A 19,443-nucleotide genomic window follows, 5' to 3' on the forward strand; every position below is an offset into this window, starting at 1 on the left:
AAACGTCGTTCTGTAACGGCATAAGTAAGGCCCGGAGCAATGCTCCAGGCCTCTTCGTTGTTACGCTGATTTACGGAACACGAATATCAGACCGACGATGATCAGCAACATGCCGAGCATGCTCAATGCTGCCAACCGGTTACCAAAAATCAGATAGTCCATCACCGCCGTGACCGCTGGCACCAGGTAAAACAGACTGGTGACATTGACCAGGTTGCCCCGGGCGATCAAGCGATACAGCAGCAAGGTCGCCAGCACCGACACGACCAATCCCATCCACAACACCGGCACGATGAAACCGGTGCTGTGTTCGAAATGAAAGGGTTGGAACGGTACGAATATCCCGCAGAGCAACAGCCCCGCCAGGTACTGGATCGGCAGTGTGCCGAGGGGATTGTCGGTGATGCGCTTCTGCATGATCGAACCGAACGTCATGCTCACCAGCGCCAGCAGACCGAAGAGCATTCCGGCCAGAGACATGCCGGCCAGACCGATGCCTTGGTAGACCACCATGATCAAACCGGCCAGACCCAGGGCCAGGCCGAACATCCGACTCCACGAACGCTGACGCTCCATCAACACCACGGTGAGGATGGGCTGCACCCCCATGATGGTTGCCATCACTCCCGGGGTGACTTTCAGGTCCAGCGCCAGCAGATAGAAAATCTGATACGCCCCGAGCAACACCACACCCGTGGCCATCGCATACAACATCGGCTTGCCGCCCTTGGGCCGTTTCAACTTGAGCAGCGGCACCAGCAGTAATAGACCGCACAAAGCGATAGCAAAGCGAATCAGCAGAAAGGCAAAGGGCGACGCATGGGCCAGCCCCCATTTTGAGAAGATCGCCCCGCTGCTCCACAGCAGGACGAACAGGCTCGTGGACGTCGCCGCGAGCGCGGATTTTTTCGAAAGGACAAACATGAATACCACCTGTAGTCAGGCAAGAAGCCAACTCAGCCGAAGCTGAAATTCAGTAGTTTTTTCAGGCGGGCACGAGAAACAGCGAAAAGAAGCTGATCAGCCCGAAATGCCGACGCCTGGCGGTGATACGACTGCGCACACCGGCGTGCTACTGACAGGTGGGGGGTAATGACTGATCTGCGCAGGCTGCTGATTCCCGCACGGCACGACGCCAGCGTTGACCGCTGAATCGACTACCGCGTTGATGAGGGAGGCTGGCATGGGCTGATCTTTTTTGAGGGAGAGATAAGGTGGGTTGGAAACCCACCGAGTGCCGACTATAACCAGCGCGTGAAATGAATTGCAATAACTTCTAACCAAACAACCCATATCCCAACAACACCAGCACCACCACCGCCAACACCGGACGCAGCACCCGGTAAGCCTTGGGGTTGCGACGCTTCCATTGCTTGACCATGCCACTGATCCTGTCGCTGGAGTTCTTGCTCCAGGCATAGGCCTGGTTGATCCCGCCTACACGTTCGTCATCAAGATTCTGCGGTGCGGTGGCGCGGCCCAAAAAAGCACTGATCGAGCGGTTGATACCGGTCATGAAGCGGTTGCTCAATGGTCGTTCGACGTCGCAGAACAGGATGACCCGAGTTTTCTCGGTTTCGTTTTTGACCCAGTGCACGTAGGTCTCATCGAACATCACGTCTTCGCCATCACGCCAGGCGTAAACCTGACCGTCGACGAAGATGCGGCAATCATCTGAGTTCGGTGTCGACAGCCCCAAGTGATAACGCAGGGAACCGGCAAACGGATCGCGGTGCGGGTTGAGGTGACTACCAGCCGGCAGCAACGCGAACATGGCGCCTTTGACACTGGGAATATTGCTGAGCAGCGTCACGGTTTTCGGGCACAAGGTTTCGGCAGAAGGAAGCGGTTTGTCGTACCACTTGAGGTAAAAACGCTTCCAACCTTTCTTGAAGAACGAACCGAAACCGGCGTCGTTGTTTTTTTCGGCGGCGCGGATGTAGCCCTCATCAAACAGGTGCATCGCTTCGTCGCGAATGACTTCCCAGTTGTCCTTGAGCACGTCCAGTTCGGGGAATTTGCTGCGGTCCAGATAAGGTTTTGAGGGTATGCCGGAGAACAGGTACATCAAGGCGTTATAGGGCGCGAACAGCGCCGAGTGGTTGACGAACTGACGCAGGACCGGCAACCGCACCTTGCCGCGCAAATGCACATAGAGAGTACTACCGAGGAACAGCAGCAACAGCGACGCCTTCGCGGCAAGGGAAAAGGTCATCAACAACTCCTTGATAGTAGACAACTCTGCACACCGCCATTTACCCGACGTGGCAGCCGGACATGATAAACACTACCGGCTTCGGGAAAAACCCGACTCACTCGACATTCAGTATTAACGTTTGCGCAATAAAGCACTTATCAACATACGGTTCCTGAACGAGGGCTGACCTGAGTCAACCCTCCTTTCCCAACCAGAATAATCCTCCTGTTACTGCTGATTCTCCTGCTCGGTAAACAGATCACTGAACAGCATGCTCGACAGATAGCGCTCACCGGAATCGGGCAGGATCACCACGATGGTCTTGCCCTGCATTTCCGGCGTTTCAGCCAGTCGTACAGCCACCGCCATGGCCGCGCCACAGGAGATACCGCACAAAATCCCTTCTTCCTGCATCAGACGCAGGGCCATTGCCTTTGATTCGTCGTCGGTGACCAGCTCAACCCGATCGACCATCGACAGATCCAGGTTCTTCGGCACAAAACCGGCGCCGATGCCCTGAATCTTGTGCGGGCTCGGCTTGATCTCTTGGCCCGCCAGTGCCTGGGTAATCACGGGGGATACCGTCGGCTCTACCGCCACCGAGAGAATCGGTTTTCCCTGGGTATTCTTGATATACCGCGAAACGCCGGTAATGGTTCCGCCCGTTCCGACCCCTGCCACCAGTACATCGACCGCACCGTCGGTGTCGTTCCAGATTTCCGGGCCGGTCGTTTTTTCGTGGATGGCCGGGTTGGCGGGATTGTCAAATTGCGCCGGCATGAAGTAGGCGGACGGTTCACTGGCGACAATTTCAGCAGCCTTCTCTATCGCGCCTTTCATTCCTTTGGCCGGCTCGGTCAGTACCAGTTCGGCGCCAAGCGCCTTGAGCACTTTGCGTCGCTCGATACTCATGGACGCAGGCATGGTCAGCATCAACTTGTAACCACGCGCGGCTGCAACAAATGCGAGGCCGATGCCGGTATTGCCGGAAGTCGGTTCGACGATGGTCATGCCAGGCTTGAGTTTCCCGGTACTTTCGGCGTCCCAGATCATGCTCGCACCAATCCGGCACTTGACCGAATAACCGGGGTTGCGCCCTTCGATCTTGGCCAGGATGGTCACACCGCGCGGGGCGATGCGGTTGATCTGCACCAGCGGCGTATTGCCAATGGAATGGGCGTTGTCAGCGAAAATACGGCTCATGGCTGGGTCCTTATACAGCGTTGAATAAGCGCTCCAAGGTATGCCTGTTGCCCGTGCCCGTCCAGTCAGTCGAACGTCCGGTTACCGCAGCAGTCAATGGCTTTACATCGCCGGAGATTTACCATCATGAAACGTCGATACAGTTGGCCCCTGTGGACCCTCACCGGCCTCATCGTGCTGCTGATTGTTCTGCATTTCGCGCTGCCTTACATGGTGCGCAACTACTTGAACGACAAGCTGGCAGACATGGGCGACTACCGGGGCCAGGTCACTGACGTAGACCTGGCCCTGTGGCGCGGTGCTTACAAAATCAATGGACTGAAAATCGTCAAGGTGGACGGCAAGGTCCCGGTGCCGTTCGTCAACGCACCGCTGATCGACCTCTCAGTCAGTTGGCACTCACTCTGGTACGACCATGCAGTCGTAGCCGAGGTGCAGTTCTTCAAACCCGAGGTGAACTTCGTTGACGGCGGGGCCAACAAGAAAAACTCCCAGACCGGTGAGGGTACGGACTGGCGTGCCCAGTTGAGCAAACTGGCGCCGATCACCTTGAACGAAGTGCGGATCCACGATGGCAAGATCAGTTTCCGCAACTTCAACTCCAAACCGCCCGTCAATATGAATGCCACTCAGGTCGACGCCAGTATTTACAACCTGACCAACGTGGTCGACACCGAAGGCAAACGCGACGCTCGCTTCGAAGGCAAGGCCCTGCTGCTGGGGCATGCGCCACTGGAAACCACAGCCACCTTCGATCCGCTGAGCAACTTCGAAGACTTCGAGTTCCGCCTGCGGGCCAGGGACATCGAGCTCAAGCGCATGAACGATTTCGCCTCGGCCTATGGCAAGTTCGATTTCAATGCCGGTCACGGTGATGTGGTGATCGAAGCGCAAGCCAAAAAAGCTCAACTGACGGGCTATATCAAGCCGCTGCTGAAGGACGTTGACGTATTCAATTGGCGGCAGGATGTCGAGAACAAGGACAAAGGGATTTTCCGCTCTATTTGGGAAGCAATCGTCGGGGGCTCCGAAACCGTACTGAAAAACCAGGGCAAGAACCAGTTTGCGACTCGCGTCGAGCTGAGCGGTAACGTGCATCGCCAAGATATCAGCGCGTTCCAGGCGTTTTTGCAGATTTTACGTAATGGTTTCATTCAGGCATTCAACGCCCGATATGAACGACCAAAACCCGATGCGGATTAAGGTTTGCGCGTGACGGTATAGCGACCGGTTTCTTCGGCCGCCCGCGACGGGTTTGATTGCTGCTGCAGAAAATCCCAGCCCAGACAGGCCAGGGCTAACGATCGGGGCACTGCTTCACGGCCGCTGCTGTAGCGAGTGATGCTCCGGGCGCTGACTCCCAGCGCTTCGGCCGCCTGGTTGAGTGGCAAACCGGTCCGAACGCGCCAGTCGATGAAGATCCGGGTGTTTTCGTCTGATGCGTTTTGTGCGAGAGCATCCAGATACAGAATGTCGGCACCCATCTGAATGTCCAACTCAGGCCACTCGACGCTCCAGCCATCATCGCCCAGGGTTGCACCTTCGAAAGCGCCAGTCTCCAGCAATGGTTGCAACCCTGAATAAACGTGCAGATCGCGACTCAAATCGAGGGTCAGCTGCTGGCCATCGATAAAGGTCAGTGCGAGGCGGTAATCGGGCAATGCCTGCACGGCCGACAGCCGTGGTCGTTTCATGGGTAACATCGTTTCCAATCCTCCAGCAATTGCACTTGATGGGCCCTGACCCACTCCAGCGCTTCCTTGATAATCAGTGGCGGTGCCTTGCCGACCATCACTTCGACAGTTTCCAGGCTGAGCTGACGTCGAGCCCGCCACCGATGAGGTGGACATGGGGCGGCGGATGATCCTTCTCGCGCAACGGGATGCGGTATGTATCGCGAAATCGGTATTTAGTAGACCGGCAAGCTATCGCCAAAATGGCGATAGCTCAATACTGGCCAGCAGCCGAGACTGAGTCAAGATGTGACGCCCCATTCAGAGACTGAATAAGCCGTCTGCGTTCACAGTCGACCGGGCCTCGCGTTATAGTTGGGCATCACACTTATCGCGCCCCGCCCTGCCTCGTTCAGGTCGGCATTACCGTTCGAGGATTAGCAGATGAAGTTCGAAGGCACCCAGGCCTACGTCGCCACCGATGACCTGAAGCTGGCGGTCAACGCCGCCATCACCCTGGAGCGTCCGCTGCTGGTCAAGGGCGAGCCAGGCACCGGCAAAACCATGCTGGCCGAGCAGCTGGCCGAGTCACTCGGTGCCAAGCTGATCACCTGGCACATCAAGTCCACGACCAAGGCGCATCAGGGCCTGTACGAGTACGACGCGGTCAGCCGCTTGCGAGACTCGCAACTGGGCACGGAAAAGGTTCACGATGTTCGCAACTACCTGAAAAAGGGCAAGCTCTGGGAGGCTTTCGAGTCTGAAGAACGGGTGATTCTGCTGATCGACGAAATCGACAAGGCCGACATCGAGTTCCCCAACGACCTGCTGCAAGAACTCGACAAGATGGAGTTCTACGTTTACGAAATCGACGAGACCATCAAGGCCAAGAAGCGCCCGATCATCATCATTACCTCCAACAACGAGAAAGAGCTGCCGGACGCCTTCCTGCGCCGCTGCTTCTTCCATTACATCGCCTTCCCGGATCGCGTCACGATGCAGAAAATCGTCGACGTGCACTACCCGAACATCAAGAAAGACCTGGTCAGCGAAGCACTGGACGTGTTCTTCGACGTACGCAAGGTGCCGGGCCTGAAGAAAAAGCCATCGACCTCCGAACTGGTGGACTGGCTGAAACTGCTGATGGCCGACAACATTGGCGAAGCGGTGCTGCGCGAACGCGATCCGACCAAGGCCATTCCGCCACTGGCCGGTGCCTTGGTGAAGAACGAACAGGACGTGCAATTGCTTGAGCGTCTGGCGTTCATGAGCCGTCGCGGCACTCGCTAAGCACCGATAACCAGGGGCAAACGCCATGCTGCTCAACCTGTTCAATGAAATGCGCGCAGCCAAGGTGCCAGTCTCGGTGCGCGAACTGCTGGACCTGATCAACGCGCTGAAACAGCGTGTGACCTTTGCCGACATGGACGAGTTTTATTACCTGTCCCGGGCGATTCTGGTGAAGGACGAAAAGCATTTCGACAAATTCGACCGGGCCTTCGGTGCCTATTTCAATGGCCTGGAAAAACTCGACGACCACCTTCAGGCGCTGATCCCGGAAGACTGGCTGCGCAAGGAGTTCGAACGTTCCCTGAGCGATGAAGAACGGGCGCAGATCCAGTCCCTCGGCGGCCTCGACAAGCTGATCGAAGAGTTCAAGAAACGCCTGGAAGAACAGAAAGAACGTCATGCCGGCGGTAACAAGTGGATCGGCACTGGCGGCACCAGCCCGTTTGGCTCCGGGGGCTTCAACCCGGAAGGCATTCGCGTCGGCGATGCCGGCAAGCGTCAGGGCAAAGCGGTCAAGGTCTGGGATCAACGCGAGTACAAGAACCTCGACGATTCGGTGGAGCTGGGCACGCGCAACATCAAGGTCGCCTTGCGGCGGTTGCGTAAGTTCGCCCGTCAGGGTGCGGCGGAAGAGCTGGACATCGATGGCACCATCGACCACACCGCCCGTGATGCCGGCCTGTTGAACATCCAGATGCGACCGGAGCGGCGCAACACCGTGAAGCTGTTGCTGCTGTTCGACATCGGCGGTTCGATGGACGCCCACGTGAAGATCTGCGAGGAGCTGTTCTCGGCCTGCAAGACCGAGTTCAAGCATCTGGAGTACTTCTACTTCCACAATTTCATTTATGAATCGGTGTGGAAGAACAACATGCGCCGCACTTCCGAACGCACCTCTACCCAGGACCTGCTGCACAAGTACGGCGCCGACTACAAAGTGATCTTCATCGGCGACGCCGCCATGGCGCCTTACGAAATCACCCAGGCCGGCGGCAGCGTCGAGCACTGGAACGAAGAAGCCGGTTACGTGTGGATGCAGCGCTTCATGGAGAAGTACAAGAAGGTCATCTGGATTAACCCGTACCCGAAAGATACGTGGGGCTATACGTCCTCGACCAATATCGTTCGGGACTTGATTAACGACCAGATGTATCCGCTGACGTTGCGGGGGCTTGAGGAAGGGATGCGGTTTCTTTCCAAATAGAGCGCTGATCACTCCCACGCCACTGATCGTTCCCACGCTCTGCGTGGGAACGATCAGTGTGACGCAAACTGCCGTAAATATTTGACCTGCTCCCGATGCGCGACATCCTGCACCACCGGCCGCAACCGCACCTGCGCCCCCGGCAGACACTGCGCCAGCCTTGCCAGCGCCAACGGCGTCAAGGCGCCCAATCGCGGATAGCCGCCAATGGTCTGCCGATCATTGAGCAACACAATCGGCTGCCCGTCCGGCGGCACCTGAACCGCACCCAGCGGGATGCCTTCGGAAATCATCGCCTTACCCTGATACTCCAACGCCGTTCCCAGCAAGCGGATGCCCATCCGGTCGGCACGACTGTCGAGGGTCCAGACGCTATTGAACGCGTCAAACGAACTCTGTCCACTGAACTCGCCGATCTGGGCACCGAGAACCAAATCCAGCGACGGGTTGAGGTTGAACTCCGGTACCCGCTCGCAGGGCAACTCACGCAGCAGTAGCAGCGAACTCCCCGAGTAGCTCAACGACGCACCTTTGGCCAACGGCCGGCCCATGCCATCCAGCCCGCCTAGTTCTTCACGAACCACTGTCGCACTGCTGCCCAACACCTTGGGCGCATCAAATCCGCCCGGCGCCGCCAGATAGGCCCGAGCGCCAAGCAGCGGCTGAGTGAATTGCAATCGTTGACCTTTGTGCAGCCTGAAACTGCGCCACGGTGCCAACGCCTCACCATCCAGCTGCGCGCCCAGATCCGCCCCGGCCAGCGCCAGCACGCAATCTTCGTCCGCCACCACGGTGAACCCGCCGAGTGTAATTTCGATCACCGACGCATCCAGCTCATTGCCCAGCAGCCAGTTGGCCCACGACATCGATCGCCAGTCCGCCGCTCCGCCCTGAGTCACGCCCAGATGCCGCACGCCGAAACGGCCGCCGTCTTGCAACAGGCACAACGGCGTACTTGCTTCAATAGATAGACGGCTCATACCTGCGCCTCCAACGGCGTGTCGTCACCGCCCAGATTGATGAACTCGGCATGGCTGATCGCTTCAAAGCGCACCGTGTCGCCGGGTTGCATCAGGCTGTAGCCGTCGCGTTCGCGGTCGAACAATTTGGCCGGGGTGCGACCGATCAGATTCCAGCCACCCGGGGACACCACCGGGTAAGCGGCTGTCTGCCGTTCGGCGATACCGACGCTGCCAGCAGCGACCTTTTTGCGTGGAGTATTCAGACGCGGCGCCGCCAGTGCTTCTTCCACCAACCCCATGAAGGCGAAACCCGGCGCGAAACCCAGGGCGAACACCTGATATTCGCGCTCGCTGTGGCGGCGGATCACTTCATCTACTGTCAATCCGCTGCGCCGGGACAGCAGGCTCAACTCCGGGCCGACGCTCAAGTCATACCAGACCGGCAGCACATGACATTTGCCGCGGGTGCAGGCGTTGGGCGACAGATCAATCAGAGCCTCGGCGATCAGCTCCCGAGCCTGAGCCGGACTCAACGCGGTCAGATCGTAATGCACCATCAACGTCGTGTAGGACGGCACCAGATCGATCAAATGCCCGGCGAACGCAGCACGCAGACTTTCACTGGCTGCGAGCATCCATGGCATGTTGGCCTCGCTGATCTCATCAAACAGACGGACCATCAAGCAATCCAGCGCCACCACTTCTACCCGCAGATTCATGGCGCGCTCTGCCGATCAAGTGCTTCGCGAATACGCCGCACGGCGGCTACCGAACTGGCATTGTCGCCGTGTACGCAGAGGGTATTGGCCTGCAAGTGCAAGGCACTGCCATCGCTGGCCGTAAGGTTGCCGCCGCGGGCAATGGTCAGCGCCTGCTCGATGATGGTCTCGGGATCATGATGCACCGCGCCCGGCAATTGCCGCGAAACCAGCATGCCCGCGCTGTCGTAAGCGCGATCGGCGAAGGCTTCGAACCACAGAGTCACTCCGTATTCGTCGCCCAATTGCTGGGCTGCGCTGTTGTCACGAGTGGCCATCAGCATCAGCGGCAATTGGCGATCATAGGACACCACAGCCTGAAGCACCGCACGCAACTGCGCCGGGTTGGCCATCATGTCGTTGTACATCGCGCCGTGCGGTTTGACGTAACTCACCCGCCCGCCCTGAGCCCGGCAAATGCCGTCGAGAGCGCCGATCTGGTAATGCACGATGTCCTGAAGTTCCTGGGCGGTGTAGGCCATGGAACGGCGGCCGAAGCCGACCAGATCCTGATACGCCGGATGTGCGCCGATCTGCACGCCGTTGCTCAAGGCCAGGCTGACCGTCTTGCGCATGATGCTCGGGTCGCCGGCGTGGAAGCCGCAGGCGATGTTGGCGCAATCGATGAAGGGCATGACTTCAGCATCCAGCCCCATGGTCCAGTTGCCGAAACTCTCGCCGATGTCGCAGTTCAATAGCAGACGGCTCACGATGAACACTCCTGTAGGCTTTTTTCTTTTTAACCGCTGGGCATACGCCCTGCAGATTATCAGTTACTCGGCTTCGAGTTGCTTGCCACGGGTTTCCGGCAGGCTCAGGGCCGCAAGGATCACCACACCGTAGGACACCGCCGCAAAAGCACCGATTCCCACGCTCAATGGCACCTTCTGGCTCATCAAGCCGATCAACAGCGGGAACAACGCCGCCAGCGCCCGGCCGATGTTGTAGCAAAAGCCCTGACCCGAACCGCGAATCCGCGTTGGAAACAGCTCGGTCAAAAAAGCGCCCATGCCACTGAAAATCCCCGAAGCGAAGAAGCCCAGAGGAAAGCCCAGCCAGAGCATCACGCCATTGCTGACCGGCAATTGGGTGTAGAGCAGAACAATGGTGAACGAGCCGACCGCGAACAGAATGAAGTTCTTTTTACGCCCGAGGATGTCAGTCAAATACGCACTGATGACGTAACCAACGTAGGAACCGACGATCACCATCGCCAGATAACCGCCCGTACCGAGTACGCTCAAACCGCGTTCGTTCTTCAGAAAGGTCGGCAACCAGGACGTGATCGCGTAGTAACCGCCCAGGGCACCGGTGGTCAGTACCGACGCGCGAATCGTGGTGAACAGGATGCCGGGAGCGAAGATCTCGTAGAACTTTGCCGGGTTGCCGGGTTCTTGCTTGGCCTTGGCTTCGCGATAGATTTCCGGGTCCTTGACCAGTCGACGGACGAAGATCACGAAAACCGCCGGCACAATGCCGAGGATGAACAGTGCGCGCCAGGCGTCTTCCGGTGGCAATACCGAGAACAGCAGCGCATACAGAATCGCCGTCAGCCCCCAACCCAGTGCCCAGCCGGATTGCACCATGCCGACAGCCTTACCGCGGTCCTTGGCGCGAATCACTTCGCCCATCAACACTGCACCAGCGGTCCATTCGCCGCCGAAACCGAAGCCCATCAGCGTGCGGCTGATCAGCAGTTGTTCGTAGTTTTGGGCGAAACCGCAGAGGAAGGTGAAGAAGGCGAACCACAGAACAGTCAATTGCAGAGTGCGTACGCGACCGATGCGGTCGGAGAGAATCCCCGCCACCCAACCGCCGATGGCCGAGGCGATCAAGGTGCTGGTGTGAATCAGCCCGGCCTCGCCGGTGGTGATGCCCCACATCGCAATCAGTGTCGGCACCACGAAACTGAGCATCTGGGTGTCCATGCCGTCCAGGCCATAACCGATCTTGCAGCTCCAGAAGGTGCGGCGTTCCTGCTGATTGATGTTGCGGTACCAGTCGAAAGGTCCCGGGCGAGCCGTGATTTTGGGGATGTCGAGCGTGTCGGGCGCACTCATGGCAAATCTCCGCGCTAATTTTTATTGGTATTGTTCTGAGCCCCGACGACGCCTATCGTGGGAACCGGATGGCCTGATTTTTGGGCCGCGGGCCCTGCTACGTCCAACTAATAAAATCCCACTCAAGACATAAGAAAACTTTTTATCTCAGAGCAGACCCCATGAACCTGAAGTTTCTCGAGACCTTTGTCTGGGTCGCCCGACTCAAGAGTTTTCGCCTGACGGCAGACAAGCTCTTCACCACCCAGGCGTCGATTTCCAGCCGCATTGCCGTGCTCGAAGGCGAGCTCGGGGTGAAGCTGTTCCTGCGCGATTCACGTGGCGTGAGCCTGACGCCCGAAGGCTTGAAAGTGCTCGAATACGCCGAGCAAATGATGGACACCATGCAGGCCCTCAAGCAGTCGATCGAAACCCGTTCGAGCAAAGTCGGACGGGTTCGCATCGGCGTGATGGACACGGTCATCCATACCTGGTTGAGCCCGTTGGTGGCGCAAATGATGGATCACTATCCACTGGTGGAAATCGAGCTGGTGGCCGATACCGCGCTCAACCTCTGCGATCAGCTGCAAAAAGGCTTTCTCGATCTGATCCTGCAAACCGACCTGTTGCGTCAGGAAAGCGTGCGCAGCCTGGAGCTGGCCAGCCATCCCATGGGCTGGATTGTGGCCAGTAACTCGATCTACAACCGTGAGTACTCAAGCATTGCCGACCTGGCGCGCGAGCGGATCATTACGTACTCGAAAAACTCGCATCCACATCAGGACATCTTGAGTCTGATGCAAGCCAACGGCGTCATGGCGCCACGGCTCAATTGTGTGAATTCGGTGTCGGCGATTACCCGCCTGCTGCGCGACGGTTTCGGCATTGGTGCGTTGCCGCCGGTGCTGGTCGCCGAGGAGCTGGCGCGGGGGGAATTGACCTTGCTGGCCATCGACCAACGACCACCGAATCTGCAGGTGGTGGTGTCGTGGCGGATCGGGGTGGAGTGGGTCGAGGAGATTGTTTCGTTATGCCAGCAGGTGCTGGACGGGTATGCGCGCAAGGTGGGTGAGAACTACATCGTCCTCGCGCGCTAGCCCCCTCGCCACAGTTAAAGGCCGCGCACATCCCGATCTTCGATCGGCCGGCTCTGGCGCAGGCGTTTGCCGCCCAACACCACCCAGTCGATCAGACGGAACAGGCATTCAATGCCGAATGACAGCAGCAACGCGCCGCTCATGCCCCAGATCATCGCTTCCGGCGTCAGCAAGATCTGGTAGCTGTAGCCGTTCCAGGTTTCCTTGCGAATGTCCGGGTCAGCGGCCAATGCCACTTGCAGCAAGCGGATGTACCACGGGCCTTGCATGGCCTGGAATTGCTTGTCGAGGGCGATCTGGCGGGTGAGCAAGGTGCTCAGGCTGTCGGCATCGCTACGAAAGATCGGGTCTTCACTGGCGCGATAATGGGCGACCAACGCCTGCATGTCACCCTTGAAAAACTGATTGGCCGTGCCCTGAAATCCGCTCAACCCGGTCTGCGCCTCAATCAGATGCGCTTCGACCCGCTTGGCGTAATCGCTGATGAACCCCGGCACCTGGACACCGATCAACAAGCCCGCCGCGAATAACACCAGCCGTAGGTAACTGAGCAACATGGGAGAGTCCTTATTCGGTCTTGCCCTGGCTGACGCATTCACCGCGTCGCCACAGGCTCCATTGGCCCGGTTCGTAGCGGGCCCAGGTTTCGTTTTCGGTCAGGGGTTCGGTGGCGATCACCGTAACCACATCGTTGGGCGTGGTTTCGGCCTGGAAGTCGACAATCACATCGACGTCCTTCAAGCGCGCCGGGCCGAATGGCGCACGACGGGTGATTTGCGCCAGTTTGGTCGAGCAATAGCAGAACAACCAGTCACCGTCGCTGAGCAGGCAGTTGAACACGCCTTTGCTGCGATATTCGGCGCAGGCGGCCACCAGGTCCGGCAGCAGTTCTTCGACCTCCACCGGTTCAGGGAACGCTGCGCGCACGCGGTTGAGCAAATCGCAGAACGCCGCTTCGCTGTCGGTATCGCCGACCGGGCGGTAAAAACTCTTGAGGGGTTGAAACTCCGCGAGCTGGCCGTTGTGGGCGAAACACCAGTTACGCCCCCACAATTCGCGCACGAACGGATGGGTGTTGGACAGGCAGACCTTGCCGACATTGGCCTGACGTATATGGCCAATCACCACTTCGCTCTTGATCGGGTAACGCTGCACCAGGTTAGCCACTTCCGACTCACAGCTCGCGGCCGGGTCCTGAAACAGCCGCAGGCCTCGGCCCTCGTAGAAGGCGATGCCCCAACCATCACGGTGCGGCCCGGTGCGGCCGCCGCGCTGCATCAGCCCGGTGAAGCTGAACACGATATCGGTCGGGACATTGGCGCTCATGCCCAATAACTCACACATGCTCGGATTCTCGCTCAAAGGCAGGGGCAGTTACAGACGCGGTTCTACTCGCAGTCGCTGAGGGTTGCTCGGGACCGGCGGCCGACCGTACCGGTCATCACCGGCACCACCGAAAGGTTGATCTTCTTCAGGTTCGTCGGCCCTGGCCGCCGCTTTGGCGGCTGCAGCCTGTTCCTTGCGAGTGTTGGAGGCGCGCTCGATAGGGAAACGGATCGCCACGAAAACCAGGTAAATACCGAAGGCGATCATGCCGTACATGAACAGGTCGGAAACCGCCCGCCAGGCGTTGTTGCCGACCTTGAACAGCAAATCAAGGGCAGTAATGGCGATGGCCGGGGCGACCTTTTCCTTCACCGGGTCGATGATGGTCGGGCTGAAAAGCAAGACAACCACCAGCAACCGCAGCGGTTCACGCAGCCAACGCCACATCCAGCGGGTAATGCGCATCCACACCAACAGGCAGCCTAAAGCGGCAAAGGCGTAAAGGCCCCAAGCGATCAGATAGTCGTTCTCGGTCATGGTGTCCATGGCAAGGCAGGCAAAGAGGCGCTTATAGTAACGACTTTTCGCACGTCAGGCTTGTCCCAATGCCAGTCGGTCAAGACACAGAACCTGTGGGAGCGAGCTTGCTCGCGATGGCGGACTGCCAGACAGCATTGATGTTGAATGTTCTGACCTCATCGCGAGCAAGCTCGCTCCCACAGGTTGTGAAGCCCCTATTCCGTACATTGTTCGAGAGCCATTCATGCCTTTATCCGCCAACGTCACCAGCGCCCCGATTGCCCACAAGGCTGAAGGTTCTGACCCGTATGCCTGGCTGCAGGAACGCGACACCGACGCGGTGCTCGATTACCTGAAGGCTGAAAACCGCTACCAGGAGGCGCAAACCGCCGATCAGGCCGAACTGCGCGAGACCCTGTTCGAAGAGATCAAGGGCCGGATTCTCGAAACCGACCTGTCGCTGCCCTCCCCTTGGGGCCCGTATCTGTATTACACGCGCACCACGGCGGGTGACGAATACGCCCGTCACTACCGCTGCCCGCGCCCGGCCGATGACAGCCTGCAGCTCGACGAAAGCCAGGAACAACTGTTGCTGGACCCGAACGTGCTGGCCAAGGGCGGCTTCTTTTCACTCGGCGCGTTCAGTATCAGCCCGGACCACCAGCGACTGGCCTACAGCATCGACGCCAGTGGCGAAGAGATTTACACGCTGTTCGTGAAGGAATTGTCCACCGGCCGTGTCAGCGAACTGGAGTTCCAGGACTGCGATGGCAGCATGACCTGGGCCAATGACAGCCTGACGCTGTTCTTCGGCGAACTTGACGACACCCATCGCCCGCACAAGCTGTTCCGCTATCGTCTGGATGGCACGGCGGCCGAAGAAGTGTTCCATGAGACGGACGGCCGGTTTTTCCTGCATTGCTACCGCTCAAGTTCCGAGCAGCAGTTGCTGCTGTCCCTGGGCAGCAAAACCACCAGCGAAGTCTGGGTACTCGATGCCTCCCAGCCGCAGCAGGCCTTTACCTGCATCGCACCAAGGGTTGAAGACCACGAGTACGACGTCGACCACGGCGCGCTCGACGGCGAATGGACCTGGTTCATTCGAACCAACCGCGACGGCATCAACTTCGCCCTGTACCACGCTGTCGATACCGGTGTTGCGCCGACCGAAGCCGATTGGCAGAACCTCATTGCGCACAGCGACACGGTGATGATCGAAGGCATGAGCCTGAACGCCGGGGCCATGACCCTGAGCCTGCGCGAGGGTGGCTTGCCGATCATTGAAGTTCACCCGCAGGACCTGCCGAGCTACCGCGTGCAGTTACCGGATGCGGCTTACAGTCTGCACGTGCAAAACAGCCTGGAATTCGTCAGCGACAAAATCCGCCTGCGCTATGAGGCGTTGAACCGTCCAGCGCAAATCCGCCAGCTTGAGCTGGGCAACGGCGAGCAGAAAGTCCTCAAGGAAACCCCGGTGCTCGGCCCGTTCGACGCCGATGCCTATGTCAGCCAGCGCCTGTGGGCGACGGCAGCGGACGGTACGAAAGTGCCGATCAGCCTCGTAGTCAAACGTGAAGCTCTCGGTAAACCTGTGCCGCTTTATCTCTACGGCTACGGCGCCTATGGCGAAAGCCTCGACCCGTGGTTCTCCCACGCTCGCCTGAGCTTGCTGGATCGTGGCATGGCGTTTGCCATTGCTCACGTGCGCGGTGGCGGTGAATTGGGCGAAGCCTGGTACCGCGCCGGCAAGCAGGAACACAAGCACAACACCTTCAGCGACTTTATCGCCTGCGCCGAACACTTGATCGGCAACGGCTTCACCACCGCATCGCAACTGGCGATCAGCGGCGGCAGCGCCGGTGGTCTGCTGATCGGGGCGGTGCTCAATCAGCGGCCGGAGCTGTTCGGTGCGGCGATTGCCGAAGTGCCGTTCGTCGACGTGCTCAACACCATGCTCGACCCGGATCTGCCGCTGACCGTCACCGAATACGACGAGTGGGGCAATCCTGAAGAGCCGGACGTCTATGAGCGGATCAAGGCCTACGCCCCGTACGAAAACGTCACCGCACAGGCGTACCCGGCAACCCTGGTGATCGCCGGCTACAACGACAGTCGCGTGCAGTATTGGGAGGCGGCCAAGTGGGTGGCGAAGTTACGCGCGACCAAAACCGACAACAATCCGCTGCTGCTCAAGACCGAACTGGGCGCCGGGCACGGCGGGATGAGCGGTCGATATCAAGGATTGCGTGACGTAGCACTCGAATACGCATTTTTATTCAAGGTTTTGGGCATCGCCTGAGGAACTTGCCTCGGCGCGCCGGTCTTAACACCAGACACCGGACGCCGAAACACCACACATCCCCTGTGGGAGCCGGGCTTGCCCGCGATGAGGCCATCACATTCAACATCATCATTGACTGTGACATCGTCATCGCGGGCAAGCCCGCTCCCACAGGGATTTGCGGGATTCGAACCCGCAACAGACACAAGAAAAAGACCGTGACGACATGTCAGAACCGACCTTACTGAACAACGAAATTCGCGACTGGCTGATGGACTGCGGCCTGTTCGATCAACTGCTGCTGGCGGACTTCGCCGCGGCCTCCGGTTACTTCAGCATCAGTACCATTGCCCAGGGCGAAGAGATATTTCACGAGGGCGATGCCGGCAGCTTCATGTGCATCATCCACACCGGCCAGGTAGCGGTGCAGAAAACCAACAGCGACGGGCACCTGGTGACCATGGCGACGTTGCGCAGCGGTCGGGCGTTCGGCGAAATGGCCGTACTTGACGGCGAACGACGCTCGGCCAGTTGCGTGGCCGCGAGCAACTGCCAGTTGCTCAACCTGGGGAAGGATTCGCTAGAGAAGATGCTCAACGACGCGCCAAAAATCGCCGCCAAGATCATCCGCACACTCGCCGTCTCTCTTTCCAAACGCTTGCGCATGGCCGACGGACAGCTGCTTTCGCAACAGATTTAACCCCCCGGCGACTTGATTTTCGTGCCGTTCTGCTCAAGGCCCGGCAGGGGCTGGTCCTTGGTCGGCGGGCTAGGCATTTCGATGGGCACCAACGGCGGACCGCCACTGCCGGGGCTGGTTTTGGGCAATGGTGCGGGGCTGATTTGCGGATACGGGGTTGGCGTCGCTGTGCCAGGCGAACCGGGCATCGGCTGTGGGCTGGTCGGAATGGTTTGCAGCTCCTGGGCCGACACTGCAGTTATCGAGAGCGCGGCCAAGGCAATGACCGTTAGAATGGTGCGCTTCATCAATGGCTCCGTTGGCCTTGTTGTCTTTTTGCAGGCTACTCCCAACTGCGTTTGTTTGCCCGTCCCCTTACCGTCAAATTCTTTTCAATGAGAGTCCCATGAAACGTTTCGTTCTGCTCGACACCACTGCGATTCCTGAAAACGGCGGTGCCCTGTGCCTGTTCGAATACGGTGAGGATTTCGTCATCAAGATTCAGGGCGGTGACGGCGGGCAGTTGATGAACACTCGCATGCACGGCTCCGAAGATGCCCTGGCCGAGATTCCCTGCCGCAAGGTCGCCGGTCGGCCGAACTCGCGGGTGCTGATCGGTGGCCTGGGCATGGGTTTCACCCTCGCCTCAGCCCTCAAAAACCTGGGCAAGAGCGCTGAAGTGGTGGTCGCCGAACTGGTGCCGGGGGTGGTGGAGTGGAACCGCGGACCGCTGGGCGAGAAAGCCGGCAACCCGCTACTCGACCCGCGCACGGTGATTCGCATGGAAGACGTGGCCAAGGTGCTGCAAGCCGAGCCGCAGGGCTTCGACGCCATCATGCTCGATGTCGATAACGGTCCCGAAGGACTGACCCAGAAAGCCAACAGCTGGCTCTACTCTGCCGGCGGCCTGAGCGCCTGCGCCAAGGCCCTGCGGCCAAAAGGCGTGCTGGCGGTCTGGTCGGCCAGTGCGGACCGACAGTTTTCCGACAAGCTGAAAAAAGCCGGTTTCAAGGCCGAAGAAGTGCAAGTCTTCGCCCACGGCAACAAAGGCACCCGCCACACGATCTGGATTGCCGAGAAGCTCAAAGGCTGAGCTAAACTCACGTCATAACCGTCATTAGTCTTTTACAAAGGTGAACCCATGAGTTCGTCAACACCTGCGACCAACACGTCGAAACTGGACCGCATCCTTGCCGACAACCAGCGCGACAAGGAAATGGGTTACCGCGACAAGGCCCTGAAGATGTACCCGCACGTGTGCGGCCGCTGTGCCCGTGAGTTCTCGGGCAAGCGCCTGAGTGAACTGACCGTGCACCACCGCGACCACAACCACGACAACAACCCTCAGGACGGCTCGAATTGGGAATTGTTGTGCCTGTATTGCCACGACAACGAACACTCGCGGTACACCGACCAGCAGTATTTTGATGAAGGCTCGCTGAGCAGCCCGAAAATCGCCAAGGCGACGCATAACCCGTTTGCGGCGTTGGCCGGACTGATGAAGAAAGACGAGTAACCACTGATCGTTCCCACGCTCTGCGTGGGAATGCAGCCCGGGACGCTCCGCGTCCCCTCCAAAGCCGAACGCGGAGCGTCCGTTGAGGCATTCCCACGCAGAGCGTGGGAACGATCACTGAACACCCCTCCCCCAATCCCCGTATAATCGCGCTTTTTTCCCCGAAGGCACCCCGCTCGTGGCAGACAAACGGTACAGCTGCATTGGTTTGTATAACCCCAAATCACCGGAGAACGTCGGCTCGGTGATGCGCGCCGCTGGCTGTTATGGCGTGGCGTCGGTGTTCTACACCGGCAAGCGTTATGAACGCGCCGCCGATTTCGTCACCGACACCAAGCGAGTCCACTACGACATTCCGCTGATCGGCATCGACGACCTGAAGAAAATCCTGCCGCTGGGCTGTGTACCGGTCGCCGTGGAACTGGTCGAAGGCGCCCGCTCGCTGCCGGAATACACCCACCCGGATCGCGCGCTGTACATCTTCGGTCCGGAAGACGGCTCGCTGGATAAAGAAATTCGCGAGTGGTGCGAAGACGTGGTCTATATCCCGACCACCGGCTGCATGAACCTGGCCGCCACCGTCAACGTCGTGCTCTACGACCGCATGTCCAAGGGACTCAACACCCGTTCCGGCGCTAAATTTCGCTGAAACACCCCATATCCGATGGAACAAGCCGCCCTCCTCGGCAGTCAGCTTAA

General features: G+C 59.0%; 21 protein-coding genes and 1 pseudogene. 9 read left to right on the forward strand and 13 right to left on the reverse strand.

The annotated features are described in order from the left end of the window. Positions 1–60: 60 nt before the first annotated feature. The 3 genes from FQ185_RS12500 to cysK form a co-directional block, all read right to left on the reverse strand. Entirely contained in the window at positions 61–924 is an 864-nt protein-coding gene (locus FQ185_RS12500) for a DMT family transporter (protein ID WP_149417713.1), read from the reverse strand. Positions 925–1,276: 352 nt separating this feature from the next. Then, a complete protein-coding gene (locus tag FQ185_RS12505) occupies positions 1,277–2,215 on the reverse strand; it encodes an aspartyl/asparaginyl beta-hydroxylase domain-containing protein (protein ID WP_149417714.1) in 939 nt (312 codons plus the stop codon). Between the two features lie 210 nt (positions 2,216–2,425). Continuing rightward, entirely contained in the window at positions 2,426–3,400 is a 975-nt protein-coding gene (gene cysK / locus FQ185_RS12510) for a cysteine synthase A (protein ID WP_149417715.1), read from the reverse strand. A gap of 126 nt (positions 3,401–3,526) precedes the next feature. Between cysK and FQ185_RS12515 the strand changes: the two genes are divergently transcribed. Further along, entirely contained in the window at positions 3,527–4,603 is a 1,077-nt protein-coding gene (locus FQ185_RS12515; protein ID WP_149417716.1) for a DUF748 domain-containing protein, read from the forward strand. Here the strand turns inward: FQ185_RS12515 and FQ185_RS12520 are convergent. Together FQ185_RS12520 and FQ185_RS12525 are read right to left on the reverse strand one after the other, a co-directional pair. Then, on the reverse strand, positions 4,600–5,103 hold the full coding sequence (locus FQ185_RS12520; protein WP_149417717.1) for a DUF2442 domain-containing protein: 504 nt from the start codon (positions 5,101–5,103) through the stop codon (positions 4,600–4,602). The two genes, FQ185_RS12515 and FQ185_RS12520, sit on opposite strands and share 4 nt — an antisense overlap. Continuing rightward, a pseudogene (locus FQ185_RS12525) lies at positions 5,091–5,351 on the reverse strand (DUF4160 domain-containing protein). Before FQ185_RS12525 ends, FQ185_RS12520 begins: the two are co-directional and overlap by 13 nt. 166 nt (positions 5,352–5,517) lie before the next feature. Between FQ185_RS12525 and FQ185_RS12530 the strand changes: the two are divergent. After that, the gene (locus FQ185_RS12530; protein ID WP_149417718.1) at positions 5,518–6,363 is read left to right on the forward strand and encodes a MoxR family ATPase; all 846 of its coding nucleotides are present in this window, start codon (positions 5,518–5,520) and stop codon (positions 6,361–6,363) included. Positions 6,364–6,388: 25 nt separating this feature from the next. Then, positions 6,389–7,567: a VWA domain-containing protein gene (locus FQ185_RS12535; protein WP_149417719.1), complete on the forward strand. Its 1,179-nt coding sequence runs from the start codon at positions 6,389–6,391 to the stop codon at positions 7,565–7,567. 53 nt (positions 7,568–7,620) lie between these two features. Here FQ185_RS12535 and FQ185_RS12540 read toward each other — a convergent pair whose 3' ends face one another. The 4 genes from FQ185_RS12540 to FQ185_RS12555 all read right to left on the reverse strand — a co-directional run bounded on the left by FQ185_RS12540 (position 7,621) and on the right by FQ185_RS12555 (position 11,347). Beyond that, positions 7,621–8,547 (reverse strand): biotin-dependent carboxyltransferase family protein, encoded by a 927-nt coding sequence (locus FQ185_RS12540; RefSeq protein WP_149417720.1) that lies wholly within the window; start codon positions 8,545–8,547, stop codon positions 7,621–7,623. Next, the gene (gene pxpB / locus FQ185_RS12545) at positions 8,544–9,248 is read right to left on the reverse strand and encodes a 5-oxoprolinase subunit PxpB (protein ID WP_149417721.1); all 705 of its coding nucleotides are present in this window, start codon (positions 9,246–9,248) and stop codon (positions 8,544–8,546) included. Before pxpB ends, FQ185_RS12540 begins: the two co-directional genes overlap by 4 nt. Next, complete coding sequence (locus FQ185_RS12550; RefSeq protein ID WP_149417722.1) at positions 9,245–9,997, reverse strand: 5-oxoprolinase subunit PxpA; 753 nt, start codon at positions 9,995–9,997, stop codon at positions 9,245–9,247. Before FQ185_RS12550 ends, pxpB begins: the two co-directional genes overlap by 4 nt. Before the next feature lie 63 nt (positions 9,998–10,060). Continuing rightward, the gene (locus FQ185_RS12555; protein ID WP_149417723.1) at positions 10,061–11,347 is read right to left on the reverse strand and encodes an MFS transporter; all 1,287 of its coding nucleotides are present in this window, start codon (positions 11,345–11,347) and stop codon (positions 10,061–10,063) included. Positions 11,348–11,508: 161 nt separating this feature from the next. Here FQ185_RS12555 and FQ185_RS12560 point away from each other — a divergent pair, with 161 nt between their 5' ends. Continuing rightward, positions 11,509–12,423 (forward strand): LysR family transcriptional regulator, encoded by a 915-nt coding sequence (locus FQ185_RS12560; protein ID WP_149417724.1) that lies wholly within the window; start codon positions 11,509–11,511, stop codon positions 12,421–12,423. A gap of 14 nt (positions 12,424–12,437) precedes the next feature. Here FQ185_RS12560 and FQ185_RS12565 read toward each other — a convergent pair whose 3' ends face one another. Genes FQ185_RS12565 through FQ185_RS12575 form a run of 3 tightly spaced genes read right to left on the reverse strand, consistent with a single transcriptional unit; the run spans position 12,438 to position 14,295 of the window. Continuing rightward, positions 12,438–12,980, reverse strand: coding sequence for a DUF2937 family protein (locus FQ185_RS12565; RefSeq protein ID WP_149417725.1), 543 nt, complete (start codon positions 12,978–12,980; stop codon positions 12,438–12,440). Between the two features lie 10 nt (positions 12,981–12,990). Next, complete coding sequence (locus FQ185_RS12570; protein WP_149417726.1) at positions 12,991–13,767, reverse strand: class II glutamine amidotransferase; 777 nt, start codon at positions 13,765–13,767, stop codon at positions 12,991–12,993. A gap of 30 nt (positions 13,768–13,797) precedes the next feature. Next, entirely contained in the window at positions 13,798–14,295 is a 498-nt protein-coding gene (locus FQ185_RS12575; protein WP_149417727.1) for an MFS transporter, read from the reverse strand. A 217-nt stretch (positions 14,296–14,512) separates the two neighbouring features. Between FQ185_RS12575 and FQ185_RS12580 the strand changes: the two genes are divergently transcribed. Together FQ185_RS12580 and FQ185_RS12585 are read left to right on the forward strand one after the other, a co-directional pair. Beyond that, entirely contained in the window at positions 14,513–16,567 is a 2,055-nt protein-coding gene (locus tag FQ185_RS12580; protein ID WP_149417728.1) for a S9 family peptidase, read from the forward strand. A 208-nt stretch (positions 16,568–16,775) separates the two neighbouring features. Next, positions 16,776–17,249, forward strand: coding sequence for a cyclic nucleotide-binding domain-containing protein (locus tag FQ185_RS12585; protein ID WP_149417729.1), 474 nt, complete (start codon positions 16,776–16,778; stop codon positions 17,247–17,249). Here FQ185_RS12585 and FQ185_RS12590 read toward each other — a convergent pair. Beyond that, entirely contained in the window at positions 17,246–17,536 is a 291-nt protein-coding gene (locus FQ185_RS12590) for a hypothetical protein (protein WP_149417730.1), read from the reverse strand. The two genes, FQ185_RS12585 and FQ185_RS12590, sit on opposite strands and share 4 nt — an antisense overlap. 98 nt (positions 17,537–17,634) lie before the next feature. On the opposite strand from FQ185_RS12590, the gene FQ185_RS12595 reads away from it, so the two are divergent. The 3 genes from FQ185_RS12595 (at position 17,635) to FQ185_RS12605 (ending at position 19,393) form a co-directional block, all read left to right on the forward strand. Next, the gene (locus FQ185_RS12595) at positions 17,635–18,321 is read left to right on the forward strand and encodes a spermidine synthase (RefSeq protein WP_149417731.1); all 687 of its coding nucleotides are present in this window, start codon (positions 17,635–17,637) and stop codon (positions 18,319–18,321) included. A 48-nt stretch (positions 18,322–18,369) separates the two neighbouring features. After that, positions 18,370–18,744, forward strand: a complete 375-nt coding sequence (locus FQ185_RS12600; RefSeq protein WP_149417732.1) for a YajD family HNH nuclease — start codon at positions 18,370–18,372, stop codon at positions 18,742–18,744. Positions 18,745–18,922: 178 nt separating this feature from the next. Beyond that, positions 18,923–19,393, forward strand: a complete 471-nt coding sequence (locus tag FQ185_RS12605) for an RNA methyltransferase (protein ID WP_149417733.1) — start codon at positions 18,923–18,925, stop codon at positions 19,391–19,393. Positions 19,394–19,443 lie beyond the last annotated feature (50 nt).

It is taken from the genome of Pseudomonas sp. ANT_H12B (assembly GCF_008369325.1).
GTDB lineage: Bacteria > Pseudomonadota > Gammaproteobacteria > Pseudomonadales > Pseudomonadaceae > Aquipseudomonas.